Below are 23,970 nucleotides of genomic sequence, written 5' to 3'. Positions count from 1 at the left end.
TCATCGGGAGCCGGGGGCGCCCTCCGCGGGCGGGAAGCTCGCGAGCGTGGCACGCAGTCCGAACGTGAGGGCGCTGGTGCCCACCAGGAGGGCCACCACCACGATCCAGAACCCGAGCGTCTGCCCGCGCCAGAGGGTGATCCCGGTGCCGATCACGGCACCCGTGGGCAGCCCCAGCAGGGGGCGCCAGTCCAGCGTGCGCACGACCGCGACGAACCCGGGGACCATGCCGAACGCGCCCACCATCACGGCGACGAAGTACTTCACGACCTCCGGCGACCCGGCGCAGCGGTTCCGGCCGTCCGGGCATCCACCGTTCTCCACCATCCCCGAGACGCCCCAGGCGAGGCCGGACACGGTCACTGTGAACAGGGCGAAGACCACCCACCTGAGGATCATGCTGGGAGCCTAGGCGCACCGCCCGGACCGCCAGAAGGCTTGAGCGCTGATTAATGCAAGCATGCTTGCTTGTTTCTGGGGCCGCTGTCATGCTCGCCCCATGTCCGATCCGACACCCGTGTTCGACGACCTGCGTGCGGAAGGCGAGGAACTCGACCGGCTCCTGGCCGAGTTGAGTGTGGAGCAGTGGGCGCTCCCCACCCCCGCCCCCGGCTGGACCATCGCCCACCAGATCGCGCACCTCGCCTGGACCGACCGTTCGGCCCTGGTGGCGGTGACCGACGAGGACGGCTTCCGTGCGCTGGTCGAGCGGGCGCTCGCCGCACCCGAGTCGTTCGTCGACGAAGGGGCGGAGGAAGGGGCCCGCCTCCAGCCCGGCGAGCTTCTGGCGAGGTGGAGGCAAGGGCGCGCCGGTCTCGACAAGGCACTGCGCGACTCCGCGCCCGGCGCCCGCTTCCCCTGGTACGGGCCGCCCATGTCCGCCGCTTCCATGGCCACCGCCCGCCTCATGGAGACGTGGGCGCACGGCCTGGACGTGGCCGCGGCGCTGGGCGTGGAGCGCACGCCCGGCGACCGCCTTCGTCACATCGCCCGTCTCGGCGTACGCACCCGGGACTTCGCCTACGGCGTGCACGGACTCGAGCCGCCCGCCGACGAGTTCCGGGTCGAACTCACCGCCCCCTCCGGCGACCTGTGGACGTACGGCCCCGAACACGCCACTCAACGCGTCACCGGCCCCGCCCTCGACTTCTGTCTGCTGGTCACCCAGCGGGCCCACCGCGCCGACCTCGCCCTGCGCGCCGAGGGCCCCGACGCCGACCGCTGGCTGGACATCGCCCAGGCCTTCGCGGGCCCGCCCGGCACCGGCCGCCCCCCGAAGGGCGCCGCGCGGTGACCCTTGGCCCTCTCCGCATCGGCAACGCCTCCGGCTTCTACGGCGACCGTTTCGACGCGATGCGCGAGATGCTCACCGGCGGCGACCTCGACGTCCTCACCGGGGACTACCTCGCCGAGCTCACCATGCTCATCCTCGGGCGGGACCGTCTGAAGGACCCCTCCGCCGGCTACGCCCGCACGTTCCTCCAGCAGATGGAGGAATGCCTCGGCCTCGCCCACGAACGAGGCGTCCGCGTCGTCACCAACGCCGGCGGACTCAACCCCTCCGGTCTCGCGGACGCCGTACGGCAGCTGGCGGACCGCCTCGGCATACCGGTCCGCGTCGCGCACGTGGAGGGCGACGACCTCACCGCCGCCCACCCCGGCAGCCTCACCGCCCACGCCTACCTCGGCGGCTTCGGCATCGCCGCCGCGCTGCGGGCCGACGCCGACCTCGTCGTCACCGGCCGGGTCACCGACGCGGCGCTCGTCACCGGGCCCGCCGTCGCCCACTTCGGCTGGACGGCCAAGGACCACGACCGCCTCGCCGGCGCGGTCGTCGCCGGGCACGTCCTGGAGTGCGGGGCGCAGACCACCGGCGGCAACTACGCGTTCTTCCGGGACGGGGACGTGCGCCGGCCCGGCTTCCCACTCGCCGAGTTGCACGAGGACGGCAGCTGTGTCATCACCAAACACCCCGGCACCGGCGGCTTCGTCGACGTCGGCACGGTGACCGCCCAGCTGTTGTACGAGACGCAGGGCGCCCGGTACGCGGGACCCGATGTCACCGCCCGCCTGGACACCGTACGGCTCACCCAGGACGGGCCCGACCGGGTGCGGATCGACGGCGTGCGCGGGGAGGCGCCGCCCCCGACCCTCAAGGTCGGCCGGACCCGCGTCGGCGGCCACCGCAACGAGGTCGTCTTCGTGCTGACCGGGCTCGACATCGAGGCCAAGGCGGCGCTGGTGCGGGAGCAGATGGAGGCCGGTGCCTTCGCCGAGGCGCGCCCCCAGGACGTCCGCTGGGACCTCGTCCGCACCGATCGCCCCGACTCCGACACCGAGGAAACCGCGAGCGCCCTCCTGCGGCTCGTCGTGCGGGACCCCGACCAGGCCGTCGTGGGGCGGGCGCTGAGCGGTGCCGCCGTGGAGCTGGCCCTGGCGAGTTACCCCGGCTTCCATGTGCTCGCACCGCCCGGCAAGGCTGCGCCCTACGGCGTGTTCGACGCCGTGTACGTCCCCCAGGGCGACGTCGAGCACGTCGCCGTACTCAACGACGGGCGCCGCGTCTCCGTTCCCGCGCCTGCCGAGGCCCTCGTACTCGACGACGTACCGGAGCCTTCCTCGCCGGAGCCGGTGCCGCCGGGGGCCACGAGGAGGGCCCCGCTCGGGCTGGTCGCCGGTGCCCGCAGCGGGGACAAGGGCGGGGACGCCAACGTGGGGGTGTGGGTGCGGACGGAGGAGGCGTGGCGGTGGCTCGTCCATGAGCTGACCGTCGAGCGGTTCCGGGACCTCGTCCCCGAGAGCCGTGGGCTGACCGTGACCCGTCACGCCCTCCCCCATCTCCGCGCCCTGAACTTCGTCGTGGCGGGGATCCTCGGCGCGGGCGTCGCCGCCCAGCACCGCTTCGATCCGCAGGCCAAGGCCCTCGGGGAATGGCTGCGCTCCCGCCACCTGGACATCCCGGAGGCCCTGCTGTGACCGTCATCGACTCCCGGCTCGACACCCAGGGCGCAGAGTACGCGGCGAACCGCGAGGCCATGCTGGCCAAGCTCGCGGAACTGGACGCCGAGCACGCCAAGGCATTGGCGGGCGGCGGCGAGAAGTACGTCCAACGGCACCGGCAGCGCGGCAAGCTCCTCGCCCGCGAGCGCATCGAGCTGCTCCTCGACCCCGACACGCCCTTCCTGGAGCTGTCGCCGCTGGCCGCCTGGGGGAGCGACTTCACCGTCGGCGCGTCCCTGGTCACCGGTATCGGGGTGGTGGAGGGCGTGGAGTGTCTGATCACCGCCAACGATCCGACGGTACGCGGGGGCGCCAGCAACCCGTGGAGCCTGAAGAAGGCGCTGCGCGCCAACGACATCGCGCTCGCCAACCGGTTGCCCTGCGTCAGCCTGGTCGAGTCGGGCGGTGCCGACCTCCCCTCCCAGAAGGAGATCTTCATCCCCGGGGGCGCCATCTTCCGGGACCTGACACGGCTGTCGGCGGCCGGGATCCCGACCGTAGCCGTCGTCTTCGGGAACTCGACCGCCGGGGGCGCGTACATCCCCGGGATGTCCGACCACGTGATCATGGTCAAGGAGCGGGCGAAGGTGTTCCTCGGCGGGCCGCCGCTGGTGAAGATGGCCACCGGGGAGGAGAGCGACGACGAGTCGCTGGGCGGTGCCGACATGCACGCGCGCGTGTCGGGTCTCGCGGACCACTTCGCCGTCGACGAGCGGGACGCGCTGCGGCAGGCCCGGCGGGTCGTGGCGCGGCTCAACCACCGCAAGGCGTACGGGGATCCGGGCCCGGCCGCGCCTCCCAAGTACGACGAGGACGAGCTGCTGGGCATCGTCCCGGGCGACCTGAAGACCCCCTTCGACCCGCGCGAGGTCATCGCCCGGGTCGTGGACGCCTCCGACTTCGACGAGTTCAAGCCGCTGTACGGGACGAGCCTGGCAACCGGTTGGGCGACCCTGCACGGCTATCCCGTCGGCGTGCTGGCGAACGCCCAAGGGGTCCTGTTCAGCGAGGAGTCCCAGAAGGCCGCCCAGTTCATCCAGCTCGCCAACCAACGCGACATCCCGCTGGTGTTCCTGCACAACACCACCGGCTACATGGTCGGCCGCGAGTACGAGCAGGGCGGCATCATCAAGCACGGCGCGATGATGATCAACGCCGTGAGCAATTCGCGGGTCCCGCACCTGTCGGTCCTCATGGGGGCGTCGTACGGGGCCGGCCACTACGGCATGTGCGGGCGCGCCTACGACCCGCGCTTCCTGTTCGCCTGGCCCAGCGCCAAGTCGGCCGTGATGGGGCCGCAGCAGCTCGCGGGCGTCCTGTCGATCGTCGCCCGGCAGTCGGCCGCCGCGAAGGGGCTGCCGTACGACGAGGAGGGCGACGCGGCCCTGCGCGCCATGGTGGAGCAGCAGATCGAGTCCGAGTCGCTGCCCATGTTCCTCTCCGGGCGCCTCTACGACGACGGCGTCATCGACCCGCGCGACACCCGCACCGTCCTCGGCCTGTGCCTGTCCGCCCTCCACACGGCTCCCTTCGAGGGCGTGCGGGGCGGCTTCGGCGTCTTCCGGATGTGAGGGACCCTTCAGTGATCACTTCTGTGCTCGTGGCCAACCGGGGCGAGATCGCCTGCCGGATCTTCCGCACCTGCCGTGAGTGGGGAATCCGGACGGTCGCCGTCTCCTCGGACGCCGACGAGAACGCCCTCCACGCGCGCGTGGCCGACGCGACGGTACGGCTGCCGGGGGCGGCGCCCGCGGAGACATATCTGCGCGGAGACCTCATCGTGAAGGCGGCGCTCGCGGCCGGCGCGGACGCCGTCCACCCCGGCTACGGCTTCCTCTCCGAGAACGCCGACTTCGCGCGGGCCGTCCTCGACGCGGGACTCGTCTGGATCGGACCGCCACCGGAGGCGATCGAGGCGATGGCGTCCAAGACACGCGCCAAGAAGCTGATGGGGCTCGAACCCCTGCGCGAGGTCACCGAGGCCGACCTGCCGGTCCTCGTGAAGGCGGCCGCGGGTGGCGGCGGCCGCGGGATGCGCGTCGTACGCCGACTGGAGGACCTGGACACCGCGCTGGAGGGCGCCCGCGCCGAGGCGGCGAGCGCCTTCGGGGACGGTGAGGTCTTCGTCGAGCCCTACGTGGAACACGGCCGGCACGTCGAGGTGCAGATCCTCGCCGACACCCACGGCACGGTCCGGGCCCTCGGCACCCGCGACTGCTCCCTCCAGCGCCGCCACCAGAAGGTGATCGAGGAGGCCCCGGCACCCGGGCTGACACCCGAAGTCACCCAGGCACTGGAGGAGATGGCCGTACACGCCGCCCGCTCCGTCGACTACGTCGGCGCCGGAACCGTCGAGTTCCTGGTCGCCGACGGCAAGGCGCACTTCCTGGAGATGAACACCCGCCTCCAGGTCGAACACCCCGTCACCGAGGCCGTCTTCGGCCTGGACCTGGTGGCGGAGCAACTCCGCGTCGCCGAGGGCCACGCCCTGCCACCGGAGCCTCCACACGCGCGTGGCCACGCGATCGAGGCGCGCCTGTACGCCGAGGACCCGGCCAACGACTGGACGCCCCAGACCGGCATCCTGCACCGCCTCACCGTCCCCGAGAGCGTCCGCCTGGACACGGGCTTCGACGACGGCGACTCCATCGGCGTCCACTACGACCCCATGCTCGCCAAGGTCATCGCCCACGCCCCCACCCGCGCGGAGGCGATCCGCAAGCTGGCGGGCGCACTGGAGCGAGCCACGATCCACGGCCCGGTGACCAACCGCGACCTCCTGATCCGCTCCCTGCGCCACGAGGAGTTCACGACGGCCCGGATGAACACGGGCTTCTACGACCGCCACCTCGCGACCCTCACCGCGTCGGCACCCGACCCGTACGCCCCCCTGGCCGCCGCCCTCGCCGACACCCACGGCCGCTCCCGCTTCGGCGGCTGGCGCAACCTGCCCTCCCAGCCCCAGACCAAGCGCTACGCCGTGGCCGGCGAGGAACACGAGGTGCGCTACCACCACACTCGCACCGGCCCGACGGCGGACGGCGTGCACGTCCTGCACACCGGCCCGCGGCTCGTCATCCTGGAGGTGGACGGCGTCCGGCGCAGGTTCGAGGTGGCCCAGTACGGCGACGAGATCCACGTCAACACCTCCCGCCTCACGGCCCTGCCCCGCTTCCCCGCCCCCACCGGACAGCGCGCCCCCGGCTCCCTCCTCGCGCCGATGCCCGGCACGGTCGTCAAGATCGCGGACGGTCTCATCACCGGATCGAGTGTCGAGGCGGGCGAACCGCTGGTGTGGCTCGAAGCGATGAAGATGCAACACGTCATTTCCGCCCCGGTCACGGGTCAGCTGACGGCCCTACAGGTGACCCCCGGACAACAGGTGGAGCTCGGCATGTTGCTGGCAGTGGTGAAAGCCCCCTAGGGGCGCGGGGAACTGCGCGACCAGCCACGACGAAGCCGCACTTCGAGGAGCCGCTCACATGACCACCCTCATCGAATCCGACGAACACAAAGCACTCCGCAGAGCGGTAGCCACCTTCGGCAAGCGCTACGGCCGGGACTACATCACCCAGGTCGTGGACGAGGGCCGCTACCCCACAGAGCTCTGGCAAGAAGCCGCCAAACTCGGCTACCTCGGCGTCAACCTGCCGGAGGCATACGGCGGTGGAGGCGGCGGCATCGCAGAGCTCTCGATCGTCCTCGAGGAACTCGGAACCGCAGGCGCCCCGCTCCTCATGCTGATCGTCAGCCCGGCGATCTGCGGCACGGTGATCGCCCGCTTCGGCACGGACGCCCAGAAGAGCAAATGGCTGCCCGCCCTGGCGGACGGCACCCGTCTCATGGCCTTCGGTATCACCGAACCCGACGCCGGCTCCAACAGCCACCGCATCACCACCACCGCCCGCCGCGACGGCGCCGACTGGCTGCTGACCGGCCGCAAGGTCTTCGTCTCGGGGGTCGACATCGCCGACGCGACCCTCATCGTCGGCCGTACGGAGGACTCCCGCACCGGACGCCTCAAGCCCTGCCTGTTCATCGTCCCGCGTGACGCCGAGGGCTTTCAGCGGCGGCCCATCGACATGGAGCTGAACGCCGCCGAGAAGCAGTTCGAGCTGGTCCTGGACGACGTACGGCTGCCCGCCGACGCGCTCGTCGGCGACGAGGACGCGGGCCTGCTGCAACTGTTCGCGGGGCTCAACCCCGAGCGGATCATGACGGCCGCGTTCGCGATCGGCATGGGCCGCCACGCTCTCGCCCAGGCCGTCGGCTACGCGCGCGACCGCACCGTCTGGAACAGCCCCATCGGTGCCCACCAGGCCATCGCGCACCCCCTCGCCCAGGCGCACATCGAACTCGAACTGGCCCGCCTGATGATGCAGAAGGCGGCTCACCTGTACGACGCCGGGGACGACACGGGGGCGGGTGAGGCGGCCAACATGGCGAAGTACGCGGCCGGGGAGGCCTGCGTGAAGGCCGTGGACCAGGCCGTGCACACCCTCGGTGGCAACGGCCTCACGCGCGAGTTCGGCCTCGCCTCGTTGATAACGGCAGCGCGGGTGGCTCGTATAGCCCCGGTGAGCCGGGAGATGATTCTGAACTACGTCTCCCACCAGACCCTGGGCCTGCCCAAGTCGTACTGACCCGAGCCGTACCGATCCGACACGCCGTCGCGCGAGGAGGAACCCATGTTCCGCAGCGAGTACGCAGACGTTCCCGCCATCGAGCTCCCCATCCATGAAGCCGTCCTCGCCCGGGCGGCCGAGTTCGGTGACGCGCCCGCGCTCGTCGACGGCACCGACGGCACCACGCTCACCTACGAGCAGCTGGACCGCTTCCACCGCAGGATCGCCGCCGCGCTCACCGACGCGGGCGTGCGCAAGGGCGATGTCCTCGCCCTGCACAGCCCCAACACCATCGCCTTCCCCACGGCGTTCTACGGCGCCACACGCGCGGGTGCCTCCGTGACCCTCGTGCACCCGCTCGCCACCCCGGAGGAGTTCGCCAAACAGCTCGGCGACTCCTCGGCCCGCTGGATCGTCACCGTCTCACCGCTGCTGCAGACGGCGCGCCGGGCCGCCGAGATCGCGGGCGGAGTGCGGGAGATCTTCGTCTGCGACACCGCGCCCGGACACCGCTCCCTGATCGACATGCTCGCCTCGGCCGCCCCCGAGCCGGTGGTCGACATCGACCCCGCGCGGGACGTCGCCGTCCTGCCGTACTCGTCGGGGACCACCGGCACCCCCAAGGGCGTGATGCTCACCCACCGCCAGATCGCCACCAACCTCGCCCAGCTCGAACCGGCCCTCGCCGACCGCTCCGGCGACCGCATCCTCGCCGTCCTGCCCTTCTTCCACATCTACGGCCTGACCGCCCTGATGAACGCCCCGCTCAGGCTCGGCGCCACCGTCGTCGTCCTGCCCCGCTTCGAACTGAACACGTTCCTCGCCGCCATCCAGAACCACCGCATCACCAGCCTGTACGTCGCCCCGCCGATCGTCCTCGCCCTGGCCAAACACCCCGCCGTCGCGCAGTACGACCTGTCGTCGCTGAAGTACATCGTCAGCGCCGCCGCACCCCTCGACGCCAGACTCGCCGCCGCCTGCTCCCAGCGCCTGGGCCTGCCGCCCGTCGGCCAGGCCTACGGCATGACGGAACTGTCGCCCGGCACCCACGTCGTCCCCCTGGACGCCATGCGCGACGCCCCCGCCGGCACCGTCGGCAAGCTCATCGCCGGGACCGAGATGCGCATCGTCTCCCTCGACGACCCCGACAAGGACCTCGGCGTCGGCGAGTCCGGCGAGATCCTCATCCGCGGCCCCCAGGTCATGAAGGGCTACCTGGGCCGCCCCGAGGCCACCACCGCCATGATCGACACCGACGGCTGGGTGCACACCGGCGACGTCGGACACGTCGACGCCGACGGCTGGCTCTTCGTCGTCGACCGGGTCAAGGAACTCATCAAGTACAAGGGCTTCCAGGTGGCCCCCGCCGAACTCGAGGCACTCCTGCTCACCCACCCCGGCATCGCCGACGCCGCCGTCATCGGCGCCTACAACGACGACGGCAACGAAGTCCCGCACGCCCACGTCGTCCGCCAGCCCACCGCCACCGGCCTCTCCGAAGGAGAGGTCATGATGTACGTCGCCGAACGCGTCGCCCCCTACAAACGCGTCCGCAAGGTCACCTTCATCGACGCCGTCCCCCGCGCCGCCTCCGGCAAGATCCTGCGCCGACAGCTCAGGGAGCCGGCATGACCCTCATCGGCCGCACCCACGAACGCGGCATCGCCACCCTCACCCTCGACTCGCCCGGCAACCGCAACGCCCTCTCCGCGGCCCTCGTCGGCGAACTCTCCGACGCGCTGACCGACAGCGCCAAGGACGGCGAAACCCGCGCCGTCGTCCTCACCCACACCGGCACCACCTTCTGCGCGGGCGCCGACCTGCGCGACCCGCCCCACCCCGACGCGCTCGTGCACCTACTCCGCCAGATCCTCGACCTGGGCAAACCCGTCGTCGCCCGCGTCACGGGACACGTCCGCGCGGGCGGCCTCGGCCTGCTCGGCGCCTGCGACATCACCGCCGCGGCCCACGGGGCGACCTTCGCGTTCACCGAGGTACGGATCGGTGTGGCACCCGCGGTGATCTCCCTGCCGCTCCTGCCGCGCACCGACCCCAGAGCCCTCGCCCGCTACTGCCTCACCGGCGAACGCTTCGACGCGGCCGAGGCCGCCCGTATCGGCCTGCTCACCGCGACCGGCGACGACGTGGACGCCGTACTGGCCCCCGTCCTCGACGGCCTGCGCCGAGCCGAGCCCCAGGCCCTGGCAGAGACGAAAGGGCTGCTCACAGCTAGGGTGCTGGAAACATTCGACCGGGACGCGGCCGACCTCACCGCGCTCTCGGCCCGACTGTTCGCCGCCCCGCAGGCCCGCGAGGGAATGACGGCCTTCCTCGAACGACGGGATCCCTCATGGGTGCTGTGACCACGAGCCTCGGATCGGCCGGCGCACAGGACGAACGGGTCGGCCGTGTCGATCGCGTCCCCAAGCAGGACCGCAGCCGCGCGACCCGGCAGCGGCTCCTCGAAGCCGCCGTGGCCTGCCTCGCCGAACACGGCTGGTCGGGCTCCACCGTCTCCGTCGTCGCCGAACGCGCCGGTGTCTCCCGCGGCGCCGCCCAGCACCACTTCCCCACCCGCGAGGACCTGTTCACCGCGGCCGTCGAATACGTCTCCGAGGAACGCTCCACCGCGTTGCGCGCACTGTTCCCCGAAGGCGGGGCCGACCGCCACGCCGTCGTCGCCGCCCTCGTCGACCTCTACACCGGCCCCCTCTTCCGGGCGGCCCTCCACCTGTGGGTGGCCGCCTCCAACGAGGAACAGCTGCGCCCACGCGTGACCGAACTGGAGGCCCGCGTGGGCCGCGAGACCCACCGGATAGCCGTGGAACTCCTCGGCGCCGACGAATCCGTGCCCGGCGTCCGCGAGACCGTCCAGGGCCTGCTCGACATGGCGCGCGGCCTGGGCCTCGCCAACCTCCTCACCGACGACAAGACCCGCCGGGACCGGGTGGTCACGCAGTGGGCGGCACTGCTGGAGGAGACGCTGGGCTGACCCCCGTGGGAGACACATTCCAGACGATCGTCGACCGCGACGCGAGCCCACAGGACGCACCGGGCCTCGCGCGCCCCGTGGTGGAGTGGCTCGTGACCGAGGGCATCGTGCTCGCCGAGGCGGAACCGGGCTGGGCCCTGGGTGACGATTCGGCCCACCCACCCGGCCCGCACTGGCACAAGGCGGTCAACCACGCCCGCTGGGGTGCGCCGGAAGGCGTCGTCGTCCACACCGAGCGCCGCGTCTTCTACAGCAACTACAACACCAAGAAGGGGGCGACGGCGATCTGCCCACGCTGCGGGACGGCCGCCGACGCCGACGATCCGGTCTGGTCGGCGCAGGTGTCCACCGTGATCGAAGTCTGGTACGAGACGGGCACGGCCGAGGCCGAGTGCGCCTCCTGCGCCGAGTCCGCCCCGCTGCCCGAGTGGGACTGGACCGACGACCACCTGGCCTTCGCCCACCTCGGCTTGCAGTTCTGGAACTGGCCCACGCTCAGCGAGGAGTTCCGCGCCCGAATAGGTGAGCTACTGGGCGGGCACCGTACGGCGTTCCTGCCGGGCAAGGTCTGAGAGCTCCGAGGGTCACACCGCCTCACGGACTGAGCCGCTCCACCCGCCAGCTCCCGTCCACCTGCGCCACGTACAGCAACCGGTCGTGCAGCCGGTTCTCCCGCCCCTGCCAGAACTCCACCGACTGCGGCGCCACCCGGAAACCGCCCCAGTGCGGCGGCACCGGCACCTGCTCACCCTCGGGATACCGGGCCTCCAGCTCGGCGTAGGAGGCGTCCAGGTCGGCCCGGGTGGAGATCACCGAGGACTGGGCGCTCGCCCAGGCACCCAGCTGGGAGCCGTGCGGCCGGGTGCGGAAATAGGCGGCCGTCTCGTCCCGGCCCGTCCGCCGCGCCACACCCCGCACGATGACCTGCCGCGCCATCGGATGCCACGGGAACAGCAGCGAGACGTACGGGTTCTCGGCCAGGTCACGGGCCTTGCGGGAGTCGTAGTTCGTGTAGAAGACGAAGCCGTGCTCGTCGAACTGCTTCAGCAGCACCGTACGGGAGGAGGGCCGGCCCTCCGCGTCCGCCGTGGAGACGATCATCGCGTTGGGCTCGAAGAGGTGCGCCTCCGTCGCGGCCTGCTGGAACCAGCGCGCGAACTGCTCCACCGGCGTGGCGGCCAGCTCGGACTCGGCGAGGCCGGCCTCCCGGTACTGCTTGCGCATCGACGCGGGATCGGGAGCCCGGTCGTCCGCGGGATCGAGGAAGGCGGCGTCGTGATCGGTCACTCGGTCATCTTGCCGTACAAGCGACGTCGACGGGCCGCCGTTCCCGATCTCACCGACCACGCCATGGCACTCAGTGCCGCGACTCTCCCCAAAGATGGCACTCGGGGATAGGGTGCTGATGCCACCCCGCCCCGCATCCCGGTTTGGGTGACCGCCGACCGCACGGGGAATCACTGGGATGACCGACCAGGACCGCGAGTCTCGAACATGACCGCGGATCCCCCGGACGCCATCTGTCGCACACCTCACGAGGAGCCGCCTGATGTCCGACTTCGTACCCGGGCTCGAAGGAGTCGTCGCGTTCGAGACGGAGATCGCCGAACCGGACAAGGAGGGCGGCGCCCTCCGGTACCGGGGCGTCGACATCGAGGACCTGGTCGGCCATGTCTCCTTCGGCAACGTGTGGGGCCTGCTCGTCGACGGCGCCTTCAACCCCGGCCTGCCGCCCGCCGAGCCGTTCCCCATCCCGGTGCACTCCGGTGACATCCGCGTCGACGTGCAGTCCGCGCTCGCCATGCTCGCACCCGTGTGGGGCCTCAAGCCCCTCCTCGACATCGACGCCGAACAGGCCCGCGAGGACCTCGCCCGCGCCGCCGTCATGGCCCTGTCCTACGTCGCCCAGTCCGCGCGCGGCCAGGGCCGGCCCATGGTCCCGCAGCGCGAGATCGACAAGGCCCACTCCGTCGTCGAACGCTTCATGATCCGCTGGCGCGGCGAGCCCGACCCCAAGCACGTCAAGGCCGTGGACGCCTACTGGACCTCCGCCGCCGAGCACGGCATGAACGCGTCCACCTTCACCGCCCGCGTCATCGCCTCCACCGGCGCGGACGTCGCCGCCGCCCTCTCCGGCGCCGTGGGAGCCATGTCCGGCCCGCTGCACGGCGGCGCCCCCTCCCGCGTCCTCGGCATGATCGAGGAGATCGAACGCACCGGCGACGCCGAGGCCTACGTCAAGAACGCCCTCGACCGCGGCGAACGCCTCATGGGCTTCGGCCACCGCGTCTACCGCGCCGAGGACCCCCGCGCCCGCGTCCTGCGCCGCACCGCCCGCGAACTCGGCGCCCCCCGCTTCGAGATCGCCGAAGCCCTCGAGAAGGCCGCCCTGGAGGAGCTCCACAACCGCCGCCCGGACCGCGTCCTCGCGACGAACGTCGAGTTCTGGGCGGCCATCATCCTCGACTTCGCCGAGGTCCCCGCCCCCATGTTCACCTCGATGTTCACCTGCGCCCGTACGGCCGGCTGGTCGGCCCACATCCTCGAACAGAAGCGCACCGGCCGCCTCGTCCGCCCCTCCGCCCGCTACATCGGCCCGGGCCCCCGCGACCCGAGGGCGATCGAGGGCTACGAGGACATCTCCGGCTGACTCCCGGGGCACCCGGAGCCACAACGCAGACGACCCGCGGGCTGGGTCTCTCCAAGGAGAGGCCGGCCGGACGTACCGGCAGCCCGCGGGTCGGGTGACTGCTTGAAATTGGGCCGGCGACACGCGTTCCTCACGCGCTGCTCCGGCACCGCACAGTGTGTGGTGTGGGCCGCTAGCCCGCAGCCACCTCACGCGTCCGGTTTGCATACATTCGCCGGATCACCTCCTTTCGGTGTAGCGCCCACACTAAGAAGCGGTGGAGCGCGGATCAACCGCTTTTTTCGAGATGTTCGGTCCTGACGTTGACTCACTGATCACGTCTGCCGTTCGCTGGTGCCGTGACTGATCTTCGTATCGAACCGGTGGCCGACGAACGCATGCTGGAGCAGTGGCGGCATGTGCACAACGTGATCGTGCCCCCTGCGGCGATGTCCCTCGACGAGGTGCGGGAGCGGGCCGGGCGTTATCGCCTGGAGAACGCCTATGCCGGTGATGTGCTCGTCGGTTGTTCGACGGTGCGGCCGCCGGAAGGTGAGGAGGCGGTGGCGACGGTCATCGCGCGCGTGCTGCCGGAATTCCGGCGGCAGGGGTTCGGGGCCGCGTTGTACGAGCGGGCGGTCGCTTACGCGCGCGTGCAGGGGGCAGGCGTGATCGAGACGGTCGTGCTGGCCGAGAACGAGGAGGGCGTCCGGTTTGCTGAGGCGCGTGGGTTTGCCGAGGTCGAGCGGTATGTGCTCGACGGGGAGACGGATATGTGGCTGACGTTGCGGCTGGCGGGGTGAATTTCGGCGTACAACGATTTCTGCAATCTTGCGGGAATCTGATGTGTGCTGCGTCACGTTCCAGTTGAATGATTGCGAGTGAGCGAACCGACGCGTCTTACGTGCGGACGCAGCCTGCAGGGGGTCCAGGTGAGTGCTTCCCGACGTAGCGGGACCACCGACGAGCTGGGGCCGGACGAGCCCGAGCCCGAGCAGACCGGGGCCGAGCAGCCCGCGCAGCATGAGCGGGACGGCTCGGATCTGCTCGCCGCGCTGCTCGACGGGATGGACGCGGCCCTGTGCGCCTTCGACGGGGACGGGGTGGTGACCCACTGGAACCGCGAGGCGGAACGCATCCTCGGCTGGAGCGCGGCCGAGGCCGTGGGCCGGCACGGCTTCGCCGGCTGGGCCGTGCGCAGCGCGGACGCCGAGGACGTGGAGGGGCGGCTGATGTCCGCCATGCACGCCCCCGGACGTCAGGTGTACGAGTTCGCGCTGCTGACGAAGGACGGCGGTCGCGTGCTGGTGCGGACGCAGTCCGCGGCCGTGCACGGGCCCGACGGCAAGCCGGCCGGCGTGTACTGCGCCTTCAGCGAGGTGCACGCGCAGATCGACCTGGAGCGGTCCATCGCGCTCAGCGAGGCGTTGTTCGAGGACGCGAGCTGGGGTGTCGTACTCGTCGACGCGGATCTACGGCCGGCCGTGGTCAACGCGCACGCCGCGCGTGCCCTGGGGATCGGGCGCACGTCCGTGCTGGGGCGGCCGCTCGGGGACCTGCTCACGCAGGGCCTCGAGGAACTGGAGAGCGCCCTCACCCATGTCCTGGCGGAGGGCGCGCCGCCCGCACCGGCCGAGATCTGGGTGACCGTGCGTACGCCCGAGGGCGAGAAGCGGCGGTGCTGGCGCAGTGGCTTCCTGCGGTTGGCCTCGCCGCTCGCGGAGGAACCGGTTCCGCTCGGGGTCGGCTGGCTGTTCCAGGACGTCACCGAGGCCAAGCAGGGCGAGCAGGAGGCGGCGCTGCTGCGGTTCCGCACCATCCAGTTGCACCGGGCGGCACGGGCGGCCGCCGAGTGCGAGGACCCGGCGGAGGCTGCCGTCGTCCACCTGGACTTCGCCCTCGCCGGCTTCGCCGACCACGCGGTCATCGACCGGGTCGCGGGCGGGTCGGTGACCGACGCGGAGACCGCGGGGCCGGTACGGCTGGTACGCGCCGCCGCGACCCCTTCCGGCCAGCCCGGCCCGAGCGCGCTGACCGGGCAGGCCGGTCTGCCCGTCCGCTACGCCGAGGGCCATCCGGCCCTCCAGTCCGTGGTGCGGTCGGGATCGGTCCGGGCCAGCGTCGGTTCCGTCCCGGCCGAGCAGGCCCGCGAGTGGGCCCGGGCCCGCCAGTGGCCGCCCGACGCGGTCCACGCCCTGTGCACGGTCCTCCGCAGTCGGGGCCGGACCCTCGGCGTCGTGACCTTCCTGCGCGGCGCCGGCCGCAACACCTTCGAACGCTCCGACGCGACCTACGCGGAGGACGTGGCCGTACGCATCGCCATGGCGCTGGACCTGGCGGGGGCGGTGGGGGAGCGGAAGGACTGAACGCGGCTCCCCGTCGGCACGGCTGTGGGCGCGCATCGGCACGCCGGGGGCACACACCGCACCGGCACCCCGTCCGTCGGCGCGCCTCAGTGCCGGTAGAAGATCCGGTCCCCGTACTGCTCCATGATGCGGGTGTTCCAGGCGTGGCCGCCGTCCACGTTGCCGGAGCGCAGGAGCGGGGGGTCGATGCCGCGGGCGGCGAGGGTGGTGGCGGCGGTGGCGACGACGGCCTGGAGGAGGGCCGAGGTGACGACCGTCGAGGCGGGGGCGAAGGGGGCGGGGACGGTGTCGAGGGTGAGTTCCGCGTCGCCGACCGCGATCTTGGAGTCGAGGACGAGGTCGCAGTGGTCCTTGAGGTAGGTGCCGGAGGAGTGCCGGGACCCGGTCTGTGAGGCGTACGCCACCGAGGTCACGCCGATGACCTTCACGCCGAGCGTGCGGGCGTGCTGGGCCATCTCCACGGGGAGGGCGTTGCGTCCGGAGAGGGAGATGATCACCAGGGCGTCGCCCTCGCGCAGGGGTGAGGAGTCGAGGACCGCGGTCGCGAGGCCGTCCACCCGCTCCAGGGCGGAGCCGAGCGTGGCGGGCATGACGTCCACGCCGACGACACCGGGGACGGCGAGCAGGTTCATCAGGGCGAGTCCGCCCGCGCGGTAGACGACGTCCTGCGCGGCGAGCGAGGAGTGGCCGGCGCCGAAGGCGAAGAGGCGGCCGCCGGAGGCGACGGTGTCGGCGAGGAGCGTGCCGGCGGCCTCGATGTTGTCGGCCTCCTCCTCGCGGACCCGCTGGAGCAGGGCGATCGCGGCATCGAAGAACTGACCGGCCGGCTTGCTGTCGCTCATCCGCGGGGCCCCTTCGCCTCTGACGGTGTCCGTGTCGCGGATCACGGTGCGGTCTGGACCAGTGCGGTGTCAATACGGCCACCCGGCGCGGGGAAGCCGCCGGTGTGTGGTCACGCCCCGACAACAGGGACGACCACATGACCCGCTCGTTTCACCGGCACGGCACGGTTGTCGGTGGTATGCGTCAGAATTGAGTTCAGGGCCAGCGCACGCGCCGGAGAGCCGTCCAGCCTTCGGCAGAGCTAATCGAGGGGCACGTATGTCCGGACTGATCGACACCACGGAGATGTATCTCCGCACCATCCTCGAGCTGGAGGAGGAAGGTGTGGTCCCGATGCGCGCCCGGATCGCCGAACGCCTCGACCAGAGCGGGCCGACGGTCAGCCAGACGGTGGCGCGGATGGAGCGCGACGGGCTCGTGTCCGTGGCGAGTGACCGGCACCTGGAGCTGACGGACGAGGGCCGTCGGCTGGCCACGCGGGTGATGCGCAAGCACCGGCTCGCCGAGTGTCTGCTCGTCGACGTGATCGGCCTGGAGTGGGAGCAGGTGCACGCCGAGGCGTGTCGCTGGGAGCACGTGATGAGCGAGGCCGTGGAGCGGCGCGTGCTGGAGCTGCTGCGTCACCCCACCGAGTCGCCGTACGGCAACCCGATCCCCGGCCTCGAGGAGCTCGGCGAGAAGGACCACGCCGACCCCTTCCTGGACGAGGGCATGGTGTCGCTGGCCGACCTCGATCCCGGTTCGGACGGCAAGACGGTCGTCGTCCGCCGTATCGGCGAGCCGATCCAGACGGACGCGCAGCTGATGTACACGCTGCGTCGGGCGGGCGTGCAGCCCGGCTCGGTGGTGAGCGTGACGGAGTCGGCGGGCGGTGTGCTGGTGGGCAGCGGTGGCGAGGCGGCCGAGCTGGAGGCGGACGTCGCCTCTCACGTGTTCGTCGCCAAGCGCTGAACGCCGGCCCACAAGTAACCCTCGGGGCCCGTAACTCTCGGGGCGGCGGGGGCAGTTGTGGCGTTCCGTCGAACTGGTCGAATCCAAGATTGCCTGTGCCGAATCGCAGCGCTTCGACGCTGCGCGTGCGAGGCTGTCGCGTAGGCATATGACCTAGGGGGGCCGGGCGGATGTGCCGTGATCGAGTGGAGGGCCCCGGTGCCGTACGGCACCGGGGCCTGTCCTCCCCTGTGTCGACCCGGAGCCCCGAGCTCCCAGGGTCGTTCCCCTCGGACCGTTTTCCCCGAGCGGTCCGCCTCCCGTTGAAGATCTCCCCTCGGCAGCGGCGATCATTCCTCGTGAGTGGTCACTCGAACGAGGGGTGTTGTCAGCGGAGAGTGCAATTCTCGAATACCCATTCGATACTCTGCCAGTGACGGTTCACGCGGTCCGTGCGTTAGAAGGAGGGGCAGGAAAACGCACGCGACGTGTGTGACGGCGGCGAGGGCAGGACAGGGAAAGCGGCACGACGGCACAGCAGCGACGGCATACAGGACGCGCTACGGGACGGTCGCCCCCAGCGGGAGCGACGGTCCGGGCGAAGCGAGGGGGGTGCCAGAACCAATGGCGCGACGCATCGACGTGACCGGGGCGGGCGGCGTACGCCTGGCCGCCTGGGAGTTCGGCGATCCTCCCAAGAGCGATCCGGCCCAGCTCCTGCCCGGCCAGGCGGAACCACTGCTGCCCGGCCAGGCGGCACCGGTCGACGAGCCCTCGGCCCCGGGGGCCGACCGGGCGCCCGGCGTCCTCTTACTGCACGGCCTGATGGGCCGTGCCTCGCACTGGGCGTCCACCGCCCGCTGGCTCTCCGAGCGCCACCGCGCGGTCGCCCTCGACCAGCGGGGCCACGGCCAGTCCGAGAAACCCCCGCAGGCCGCCTTCACGCGCGAGGCGTACGTCGACGACGCCGAGGCCGCACTGGAGCAGCTCGGCCTCGCCCCCGCGCTCCTCGTCGGCCACGCCATGGGTGCGCTGACCGCCTGGCAGCTCGCCGCCAAACGCCCCGACCTGGTGCACGGCCTGATCATCTGCGACATGCGGGCCTCCGCGCTCGGCGCGGCCTCGCAGCGCGAGTGGGGCGACTGGTTCAAGTCCTGGCCGGTTCCCTTCGCCACCCTCGCCGACGTACGGAAGTGGTTCGGCGAGGACGACCCCTGGGTGGAGCGCCCGAACCCGTCCCGGGGCGCGTTCTACGCCGAGGTGATGCAGGAGTCCGCCGACGGCTGGCGGCCCGTGTTCGAGCCCGAGCAGATGCTGAAGTCCCGTGAGACGTGGGTGTTCGACGCGCACTGGGAGGAGTTGACGCAGGTTCAGTGCCCGGCGCTGGTCGTGCGTGGCCTCGATGGTGAGTTGGGGCGGGCGGAGGCGCAGGAGATGGTGCGGGTGTTGCCTCGGGGGCAGTACGCGGAGGTGGCCGACGCGGGGCATCTTGTGCACTATGACCAGCCGGAGGCGTGGCGGGCGGCCATTGAGCCGTTCTTGGATGCGGTGCTGACTGTGTAGCGCCGGGTGCGTTCTCGTCTGCGGGGTGCGGTTCGTCGGTGGCTGGTCGCGCCCACGCGGCGGAGCCGCGTACCGGCACAGCCCCGCGCCCCTAGGGGGTTGCAGGCACCGGGCGCTCAGCCGTCCCCCTCAGCCTTTGCTCACCGCCGACAGGATCTCCGGCAGGCGCTCCGCCGTGCGGGGAGCCGCCAGCCGGAGACCCAGCAAGGTGATCGCCGTACCGTATGCCGCGCCCACCGGCAGCAGGAGCCAGCTCCACGACTCGCCGGTCGCGCTGATGTTGAGCCAGATCGTCAGGGCGATGACGGGGGCGCACAGGAGGGCGGCGGAGATCATGCCGCCGAGGATGGCGATGCAGGCGAGGCCGGCCTGGCCGGGGGCCACGTTCTTGTGGCCCTCCTGGGGGATGGAGTACGGGAAGCGGGCCGAGGTCCACGCGCCGGTCGCCAGCATCGCGCCGAGCAGGGCGAGGGACAGGCCCAGCACCTCCGGCAGCTTCGGCCAGTCGCCCAGCAGCGCGGTCGTCACCACGACGACGACGGTGGCGTACGGCAGGGTGATCAGCAGCAGGGCCAGGGCCCGCCCCCGCAGCTCGACGTAGGCGTCCCGGGGCGACGAGATCGTCATCGCGACGATCCAGAACGCGGAGGTGTCCTGCCCGAACTGGTTGTACATCTGGATGCCGAGCATGCCGGCGGCGAAGCAGGCGAAGTAGAGCGAGCCGGTGCCCTGGAGGGCGTTGAACACGGGCACGATCAGCCCGATCGCCAGGGACGTCACCCAGGCGGCCTTCGTCTTGGGATCGCGCCAGATGTAGCGCAGGCTGCGCTCCATGACGGTGCCGGTCCGCCCGGCGGGCAGCAGCCGGGCGAGGCCCGTGGACGTACCGCGCTCGCGCGAGGCCGCGTCCGCGGCCTGGAGTGTCGAACCGTCGGGTGCGGTCATCAGCCGCGTCAGAGTGCGTGCCCACCCCGCCACCAGCAGCACCAACGCACCCGCGCTCACGGCGAGTTGGGCGACGGCGACGCCGTACGACCCCTCGCTCACCGAGTCGACCATGCAGATCGCGGAGGCGGGCGGTATCCAGCGGAGCACCGCGGCCGCCGGGTCCAGCTCCCCGAGTCCGGCGGAACCGAGCCGCTGCGCACCGAAGTTGACGACCTGCGCGCCGACGGCGATGACCAGCCCGCTCAGCACGGCGAGGTCCCGCCCCTTGCGGCTGGTCAGCAGGCGGATGTTGGCGGCGGCGACGGCCCGCGCGAGGGACACGCACAGCAGCAGCGCGAGGGCGACCCCGACGACGGCCGTCACGAACGCGGCCGCCCCGTGCGCCACGGAGATCGCCGAGCCCACGAGCAGCAGCAGGGTGAACAGCGGCCCGATCCCCACCAGCGAGGCGGCGAGCAGTGCCCGCACCAGGGGCCGGGGGCGCAGCGGCAGCATCACCAGCCGCGTCGGATCCAGCGTCTCGTCCCCGGTGGGGAAGAACAGTGGCATCACCGCCCATCCAAGCCCCAGTACCGCCGCGAGCAGCACGACCAGCGAGACGGCGTGCTCGTGTCCGCGCAGCGCGAGGAGACCGAGGAACTGCAGGGCGGCGAAGAGGAGAACGACGACGGCGGAGGCGATGTACGCGGCTCGCCGTCCCCCGGACTGCCGCAGCCCGTTCCGCAACAGCGACAGCTTCAGCCGTACGACGGTGGAGGTCACGCTCGTCATCGGCGGCCACCGAGCCAGTCGAGGTCGGTGCCGGTGTCGCGGCCGCTCGCGCCGACGAGGTCGAGGAACGCCCGTTGGAGGGTGGGGTGGTCGCCGCGCACCTCGTCGAGCGTGCCGTGGGCGCGGATCCGGCCGGCCGCCATCACGGCGACCCAGTCGCACAGCGACTCGACCAGCTCCATCACGTGCGAGGAGAAGACGACGGTGGCGCCAGAGGCCGTGTACCGCTCCAGGACGCCCCGGATGGTCTGCGCGGAGACCGGGTCGACGCCCTCGAACGGCTCGTCGAGGAAGAGGACTTCGGGATTGTGGAGGAGAGCGGCCGCGAGTCCTATCTTCTTGCGCATGCCGGTCGAGTAGTCGACGACCAGCTTGTGCTGGGCGCCGGCCAGGTCGAGGACGTCCAGGAGCTGCGTGGCCCGCTTGTCGACCTCCGCACCGGGCAGCCCGCGCAATCGCCCGCTGTACCCGAGCAGTTCCCGCCCCGACAGCCGCTCGAACAGCCTGAGCCCCTCGGGCAACACCCCGATGCGCGCCTTCACCTCGACCGGGTCCCGCCACACGTCGTGCCCGACGACCTCGACGCTCCCCTGGTCCGGCCGCAGCAACCCGGTCACCATCGACAGCGTGGTCGTCTTTCCGGCCCCGTTGGGCCCGACCAGCCCGATGAACTTCCCGGAGGGCAGCTCAAGATCGATCCCGGCCACGGCGACCTGCTGCCCGAACCGCTTCCAGAGCCCACGCACACGTACGGACGTCATGCGTGAAGCCTACGGTCAGTTGACCTACCGACCCGCGGACGGCGGCTGGAAGGCCTACCGATCCCGCCCGCACGCATAGGCGAGCGGCGAGATCAACTCCTCCGCGTCCGGCAACCACCGATTCGCCGGTGTGGGCCGGCACGCCCACTGCACGGCCCCCCGAGACCCGAACCGCGTGGGCGGCGCAGCCACATACGCCCCCTCGCCGAGCGCGACCAGATCGAGGGACGAGGGCGACCAGCCCAACTTCCGCACCAGATCCGGCACCTTCACCGACGCCCCCGGCAACACGAAGAAGTGCATCCGACGGTCCGGCGTCAGCGTCACGGGACCCAGCGTCAACTCCATCCGCTCCATCCGCGCCAACGCCAGGAACCCGGCCGTCTCCGGAACGGAGATCGCGTCGAACGTCCGCCCCGTCGGCAGCAGGATCGACGCCGTCGGCTGCTTCTGCCACATCCGGCGCGCCACGGTCGCGCTGCCGGTGGCCTGGGTCGCCCAGTCCGTACGCGCCGGGTGCGCGCCGGGGACGGCGCACGCGGCGTCGCCGCAGGAGCAGTGCTGCACCCCTTCGACCGCTTCCAGCCAGGTGCCGGGGAACACGTCCCAGTGGCGTTCCTCTGCATAGCGAACGGCGGTCTCCAGCAGCGATTCCCCGCGCTGCTTCGGAATCTGAACGGCTTCGGTGCCCGCGATCGTCTCTTCCACGCTGAACACAACTCCAGCGTCCACCTGGAGTTACGGCTCCCGGACCTGGCCGTCGGAGATTGGCGGCACGGGTCCGGCGCGCGCCGGGGAGGAGCTTGGCGCCCCTTCTGGGGCGCATGGGTGCATGTGTGGGGGCGCGTGGAAGGATCCGCGTTGTGAGCGGGTAGGCAGGGTTGGGGCCGGCTTCTGCCGTTACCCCGGCAATCCTCACATGCCTCGCATTTTCGTCCTGTTTGCGGGGCATTGATCTTTGCGGCCGGATCTTTGCGCTTCTGCTCGCCGGAGCGGCGCGACCCGGTCGGGAAAGACACATCAACTCGGTGCGCGGGCAGGCACCGCAGCCACAGGGGGTACGCCAATGGCCGCAAGGCCACTCGTCGCGCGGCAGCCGAACGAACGGCTGCAGGCGCTCATCCAGGAGGCGGGGTGCTCGAACGCCGGGCTGGCCCGCCGGGTCAACATGTGCGGCGCCGAGCACGGCCTCGACCTGCGCTACGACAAGACGTCGGTGGCGCGCTGGCTGCGCGGACAGCAGCCGCGCGGACGGGCCCCGGCGATCATCGCCGAGGCGCTGGGCCGCAAGCTCGGCCGTACGGTCACGATCGACGAGATCGGCATGGCCAACGGCAAGAACCTCGCGTCGGGTGTCGGTCTCCAGTTCTCGCCGACGGTACTGGGGGCCATCGAGCAGGTGTGTGAGCTGTGGCGGAGCGATGTGGGCCGCCGCGACTTCCTCTCCGGCTCGTCCGTCGCCGCGTCCGCGCTGGTCGAGCCCAGCCGCGACTGGTTGATCTCCGCGCCCGACGCCCAGGTGTCGCGCTCGGCCGGGCCGCGCGTGGGGCAGTCCGACGTGGCGGCGGTCCGCGCGATGACCCAGGCGCTGGTCGACCTGGACCACCAGTACGGCAGCGGGCACGTGCGCCCGGTCGTCGTGCACTACCTGAACAGCGTCGTCTCGGGGCTGCTGGCCGGCTCGTACCGGGAGGCGGTGGGCCGTGATCTCTTCGGCGCGGTCGCGCGGTTGACGGAGCTCGCCGGGTACATGGCGGTCGACACCGGGCAACCGGGCCTGGCCCAGCGGTACTACATCCAGGCGCTGCGGCTCGCGCAGGCGGCGGGCGACCGCGGATACGGCGGGTACGTCCTCGCCGCGTCCATGAGCCATCTCGCCGCGCAGCTCGGGAACCCGCGGGAGATCGCGCAGTTGGCGCGGGCGGCGCAGGAGGGGGCGCGTGGGCGCGTGTCACCGCGCGCGGAGGCCATGTTCTTCGCGGCGGAGGCGCGCGGCCACGCCCTGCTGGGCGACGCCCGGGCGGCCCACGTGGCGTCCGGGCGCGCGGTCACCGCGCTGGACACGGCCGATCCGGACTCCGGGGACGACCCGGAGTGGATCGCGCACTTCGACGAGGCGTACCTGGCGGACGAGTTGGCACACTGCCACCGTGACCTGGGGCAGGCCGAGGCGGCGGCGCGGTGCGCCGAGCAGTCCCTGGCCGGGCACCCCGAGTCACGCGCGCGCAGGCGGGCTATCGGCCACCTCCTGCTCGCCACCGCCCAGGTCCAGCAGCGCGAGGTCGAACTGGCCTGCCACACCGGGACGAAGGCCCTGGAACTCCTCGAGAAGCTCCGCTCCAACCGGGGCGCCGAGTACCTGGAGGACTTCCAGCAGCGGCTCGATCCGTACCGGGACGAATCGGTGGTACGGGAGTTCGGCGCGCGGCTGGAGATGAAGGTCGCCGCGTGAAACCCGGGGCGACCGGCGCGTGAACGAAGGGAAAACGGGGCTCCGGTCGTGAAGGGAGGGCTTGTTCGGCGGCGGGGGAGCGCGTTCCGG

Annotated in this window: 21 protein-coding genes; 15 read left to right on the top strand and 6 right to left on the bottom strand. The window is 71.7% G+C overall.

Annotation, left to right across the window (positions count from 1 at the left end; genetic code table 11):
- Positions 1-399, bottom strand: a complete 399-nt coding sequence (locus tag ACGFNV_RS13735) for a hypothetical protein (RefSeq protein WP_393622122.1) — start codon at positions 397-399, stop codon at positions 1-3.
- A 100-nt stretch (positions 400-499) separates the two neighbouring features.
- On the opposite strand from ACGFNV_RS13735, the gene ACGFNV_RS13730 reads away from it, so the two are divergent.
- From ACGFNV_RS13730 to ACGFNV_RS13690, 9 genes are read left to right on the top strand one after another with little or no spacing between them, the layout of a single operon-like run.
- Positions 500-1,294, top strand: coding sequence for a TIGR03084 family metal-binding protein (locus tag ACGFNV_RS13730; RefSeq protein ID WP_393622120.1), 795 nt, complete (start codon positions 500-502; stop codon positions 1,292-1,294).
- Positions 1,291-2,976 (top strand): acyclic terpene utilization AtuA family protein, encoded by a 1,686-nt coding sequence (locus tag ACGFNV_RS13725; RefSeq protein WP_393622119.1) that lies wholly within the window; start codon positions 1,291-1,293, stop codon positions 2,974-2,976. Before ACGFNV_RS13730 ends, ACGFNV_RS13725 begins: the two co-directional genes overlap by 4 nt.
- On the top strand, positions 2,931-4,571 hold the full coding sequence (locus ACGFNV_RS13720) for an acyl-CoA carboxylase subunit beta (RefSeq protein ID WP_393622117.1): 1,641 nt from the start codon (positions 2,931-2,933) through the stop codon (positions 4,569-4,571). The genes ACGFNV_RS13725 and ACGFNV_RS13720 overlap by 46 nt, the downstream gene beginning before the upstream one ends.
- A gap of 11 nt (positions 4,572-4,582) precedes the next feature.
- Entirely contained in the window at positions 4,583-6,424 is a 1,842-nt protein-coding gene (locus ACGFNV_RS13715; protein ID WP_393622115.1) for an acetyl/propionyl/methylcrotonyl-CoA carboxylase subunit alpha, read from the top strand.
- Between the two features lie 58 nt (positions 6,425-6,482).
- Positions 6,483-7,643, top strand: coding sequence for an acyl-CoA dehydrogenase family protein (locus ACGFNV_RS13710; RefSeq protein WP_393622114.1), 1,161 nt, complete (start codon positions 6,483-6,485; stop codon positions 7,641-7,643).
- A 45-nt stretch (positions 7,644-7,688) separates the two neighbouring features.
- Positions 7,689-9,257, top strand: a complete 1,569-nt coding sequence (locus ACGFNV_RS13705) for a 4-coumarate--CoA ligase family protein (protein ID WP_393622112.1) — start codon at positions 7,689-7,691, stop codon at positions 9,255-9,257.
- A complete protein-coding gene (locus tag ACGFNV_RS13700) occupies positions 9,254-9,988 on the top strand; it encodes an enoyl-CoA hydratase family protein (RefSeq protein WP_393622111.1) in 735 nt (244 codons plus the stop codon). Before ACGFNV_RS13705 ends, ACGFNV_RS13700 begins: the two co-directional genes overlap by 4 nt.
- On the top strand, positions 9,976-10,617 hold the full coding sequence (locus ACGFNV_RS13695) for a TetR/AcrR family transcriptional regulator (protein ID WP_393622109.1): 642 nt from the start codon (positions 9,976-9,978) through the stop codon (positions 10,615-10,617). Before ACGFNV_RS13700 ends, ACGFNV_RS13695 begins: the two co-directional genes overlap by 13 nt.
- A gap of 5 nt (positions 10,618-10,622) precedes the next feature.
- Positions 10,623-11,189 carry a hypothetical protein gene (locus ACGFNV_RS13690; protein WP_393622108.1) on the top strand — a complete coding sequence of 189 codons (567 nt, stop codon included), beginning with the start codon at positions 10,623-10,625 and terminating at the stop codon, positions 11,187-11,189.
- Between the two features lie 22 nt (positions 11,190-11,211).
- On the opposite strand, the gene pdxH is transcribed toward ACGFNV_RS13690, so the two are convergent.
- Entirely contained in the window at positions 11,212-11,841 is a 630-nt protein-coding gene (gene pdxH, locus ACGFNV_RS13685; RefSeq protein ID WP_133929185.1) for a pyridoxamine 5'-phosphate oxidase, read from the bottom strand.
- A 325-nt stretch (positions 11,842-12,166) separates the two neighbouring features.
- Here pdxH and ACGFNV_RS13680 point away from each other — a divergent pair, with 325 nt between their 5' ends.
- The 3 genes from ACGFNV_RS13680 to ACGFNV_RS13670 all read left to right on the top strand — a co-directional run bounded on the left by ACGFNV_RS13680 (position 12,167) and on the right by ACGFNV_RS13670 (position 15,612).
- A complete protein-coding gene (locus ACGFNV_RS13680) occupies positions 12,167-13,267 on the top strand; it encodes a citrate synthase 2 (RefSeq protein ID WP_393622106.1) in 1,101 nt (366 codons plus the stop codon).
- 338 nt (positions 13,268-13,605) lie between these two features.
- Complete coding sequence (locus tag ACGFNV_RS13675) at positions 13,606-14,049, top strand: GNAT family N-acetyltransferase (protein WP_393622105.1); 444 nt, start codon at positions 13,606-13,608, stop codon at positions 14,047-14,049.
- A 129-nt stretch (positions 14,050-14,178) separates the two neighbouring features.
- Positions 14,179-15,612 carry a PAS domain-containing protein gene (locus tag ACGFNV_RS13670; RefSeq protein WP_393622104.1) on the top strand — a complete coding sequence of 478 codons (1,434 nt, stop codon included), beginning with the start codon at positions 14,179-14,181 and terminating at the stop codon, positions 15,610-15,612.
- An 86-nt stretch (positions 15,613-15,698) separates the two neighbouring features.
- Here the strand turns inward: ACGFNV_RS13670 and ACGFNV_RS13665 are convergent, their stop codons facing one another.
- Positions 15,699-16,454: an SIS domain-containing protein gene (locus ACGFNV_RS13665; RefSeq protein WP_393622102.1), complete on the bottom strand. Its 756-nt coding sequence runs from the start codon at positions 16,452-16,454 to the stop codon at positions 15,699-15,701.
- Between the two features lie 259 nt (positions 16,455-16,713).
- On the opposite strand from ACGFNV_RS13665, the gene ACGFNV_RS13660 reads away from it, so the two are divergent.
- Positions 16,714-17,406 (top strand): metal-dependent transcriptional regulator, encoded by a 693-nt coding sequence (locus ACGFNV_RS13660; RefSeq protein WP_133928997.1) that lies wholly within the window; start codon positions 16,714-16,716, stop codon positions 17,404-17,406.
- A gap of 603 nt (positions 17,407-18,009) precedes the next feature.
- Complete coding sequence (locus tag ACGFNV_RS13655) at positions 18,010-18,948, top strand: alpha/beta fold hydrolase (protein WP_133928996.1); 939 nt, start codon at positions 18,010-18,012, stop codon at positions 18,946-18,948.
- Between the two features lie 129 nt (positions 18,949-19,077).
- On the opposite strand, the gene ACGFNV_RS13650 is transcribed toward ACGFNV_RS13655, so the two are convergent.
- Genes ACGFNV_RS13650 through ACGFNV_RS13640 form a run of 3 tightly spaced genes read right to left on the bottom strand, consistent with a single transcriptional unit; the run spans position 19,078 to position 22,145 of the window.
- Complete coding sequence (locus ACGFNV_RS13650) at positions 19,078-20,667, bottom strand: transporter (protein WP_393622100.1); 1,590 nt, start codon at positions 20,665-20,667, stop codon at positions 19,078-19,080.
- Positions 20,664-21,428, bottom strand: coding sequence for an ABC transporter ATP-binding protein (locus ACGFNV_RS13645; protein ID WP_393622099.1), 765 nt, complete (start codon positions 21,426-21,428; stop codon positions 20,664-20,666). Before ACGFNV_RS13645 ends, ACGFNV_RS13650 begins: the two co-directional genes overlap by 4 nt.
- Positions 21,429-21,482: 54 nt before the next feature.
- Positions 21,483-22,145 (bottom strand): bifunctional DNA primase/polymerase, encoded by a 663-nt coding sequence (locus ACGFNV_RS13640; RefSeq protein WP_393622097.1) that lies wholly within the window; start codon positions 22,143-22,145, stop codon positions 21,483-21,485.
- Positions 22,146-22,494: 349 nt separating this feature from the next.
- On the opposite strand from ACGFNV_RS13640, the gene ACGFNV_RS13635 reads away from it, so the two are divergent.
- Positions 22,495-23,880, top strand: a complete 1,386-nt coding sequence (locus tag ACGFNV_RS13635) for a transcriptional regulator (protein WP_393622095.1) — start codon at positions 22,495-22,497, stop codon at positions 23,878-23,880.
- The last annotated feature ends 90 nt before the right edge of the window (positions 23,881-23,970 follow it).

Source organism: Streptomyces sp. NPDC048751 (assembly GCF_043198595.1).
In the GTDB taxonomy this organism is placed as follows: domain Bacteria; phylum Actinomycetota; class Actinomycetes; order Streptomycetales; family Streptomycetaceae; genus Streptomyces.
The sequence above is the reverse complement of the archived record's forward strand: the minus strand, read 5'-3'. Positions and strand labels throughout refer to the sequence as shown.

Excerpts from the sequence above, each read along its gene's own strand:
- ACGFNV_RS13705 (WP_393622112.1), top strand. The coding sequence starts at position 7,689 with ATGTTCCGCAGCGAGTACGCAGACGTTCCCGCCATCGAGCTCCCCATC.
- ACGFNV_RS13720 (WP_393622117.1), top strand. The coding sequence starts at position 2,931 with ATGGCTGCGCTCCCGCCACCTGGACATCCCGGAGGCCCTGCTGTGACC.
- pdxH (WP_133929185.1), bottom strand. The coding sequence starts at position 11,841 with ATGCGCAAGCAGTACCGGGAGGCCGGCCTCGCCGAGTCCGAGCTGGCC.
- ACGFNV_RS13735 (WP_393622122.1), bottom strand. The coding sequence starts at position 399 with ATGATCCTCAGGTGGGTGGTCTTCGCCCTGTTCACAGTGACCGTGTCC.
- ACGFNV_RS13730 (WP_393622120.1), top strand. The coding sequence starts at position 500 with ATGTCCGATCCGACACCCGTGTTCGACGACCTGCGTGCGGAAGGCGAG.
- ACGFNV_RS13700 (WP_393622111.1), top strand. The coding sequence starts at position 9,254 with ATGACCCTCATCGGCCGCACCCACGAACGCGGCATCGCCACCCTCACC.
- ACGFNV_RS13695 (WP_393622109.1), top strand. The coding sequence starts at position 9,976 with ATGGGTGCTGTGACCACGAGCCTCGGATCGGCCGGCGCACAGGACGAA.
- ACGFNV_RS13665 (WP_393622102.1), bottom strand. The coding sequence starts at position 16,454 with ATGAGCGACAGCAAGCCGGCCGGTCAGTTCTTCGATGCCGCGATCGCC.
- ACGFNV_RS13655 (WP_133928996.1), top strand. The coding sequence starts at position 18,010 with ATGGCGCGACGCATCGACGTGACCGGGGCGGGCGGCGTACGCCTGGCC.
- ACGFNV_RS13710 (WP_393622114.1), top strand. The coding sequence starts at position 6,483 with ATGACCACCCTCATCGAATCCGACGAACACAAAGCACTCCGCAGAGCG.
- ACGFNV_RS13680 (WP_393622106.1), top strand. The coding sequence starts at position 12,167 with ATGTCCGACTTCGTACCCGGGCTCGAAGGAGTCGTCGCGTTCGAGACG.
- ACGFNV_RS13635 (WP_393622095.1), top strand. The coding sequence starts at position 22,495 with ATGGCCGCAAGGCCACTCGTCGCGCGGCAGCCGAACGAACGGCTGCAG.
- ACGFNV_RS13645 (WP_393622099.1), bottom strand. The coding sequence starts at position 21,428 with ATGACGTCCGTACGTGTGCGTGGGCTCTGGAAGCGGTTCGGGCAGCAG.
- ACGFNV_RS13650 (WP_393622100.1), bottom strand. The coding sequence starts at position 20,667 with ATGACGAGCGTGACCTCCACCGTCGTACGGCTGAAGCTGTCGCTGTTG.
- ACGFNV_RS13660 (WP_133928997.1), top strand. The coding sequence starts at position 16,714 with ATGTCCGGACTGATCGACACCACGGAGATGTATCTCCGCACCATCCTC.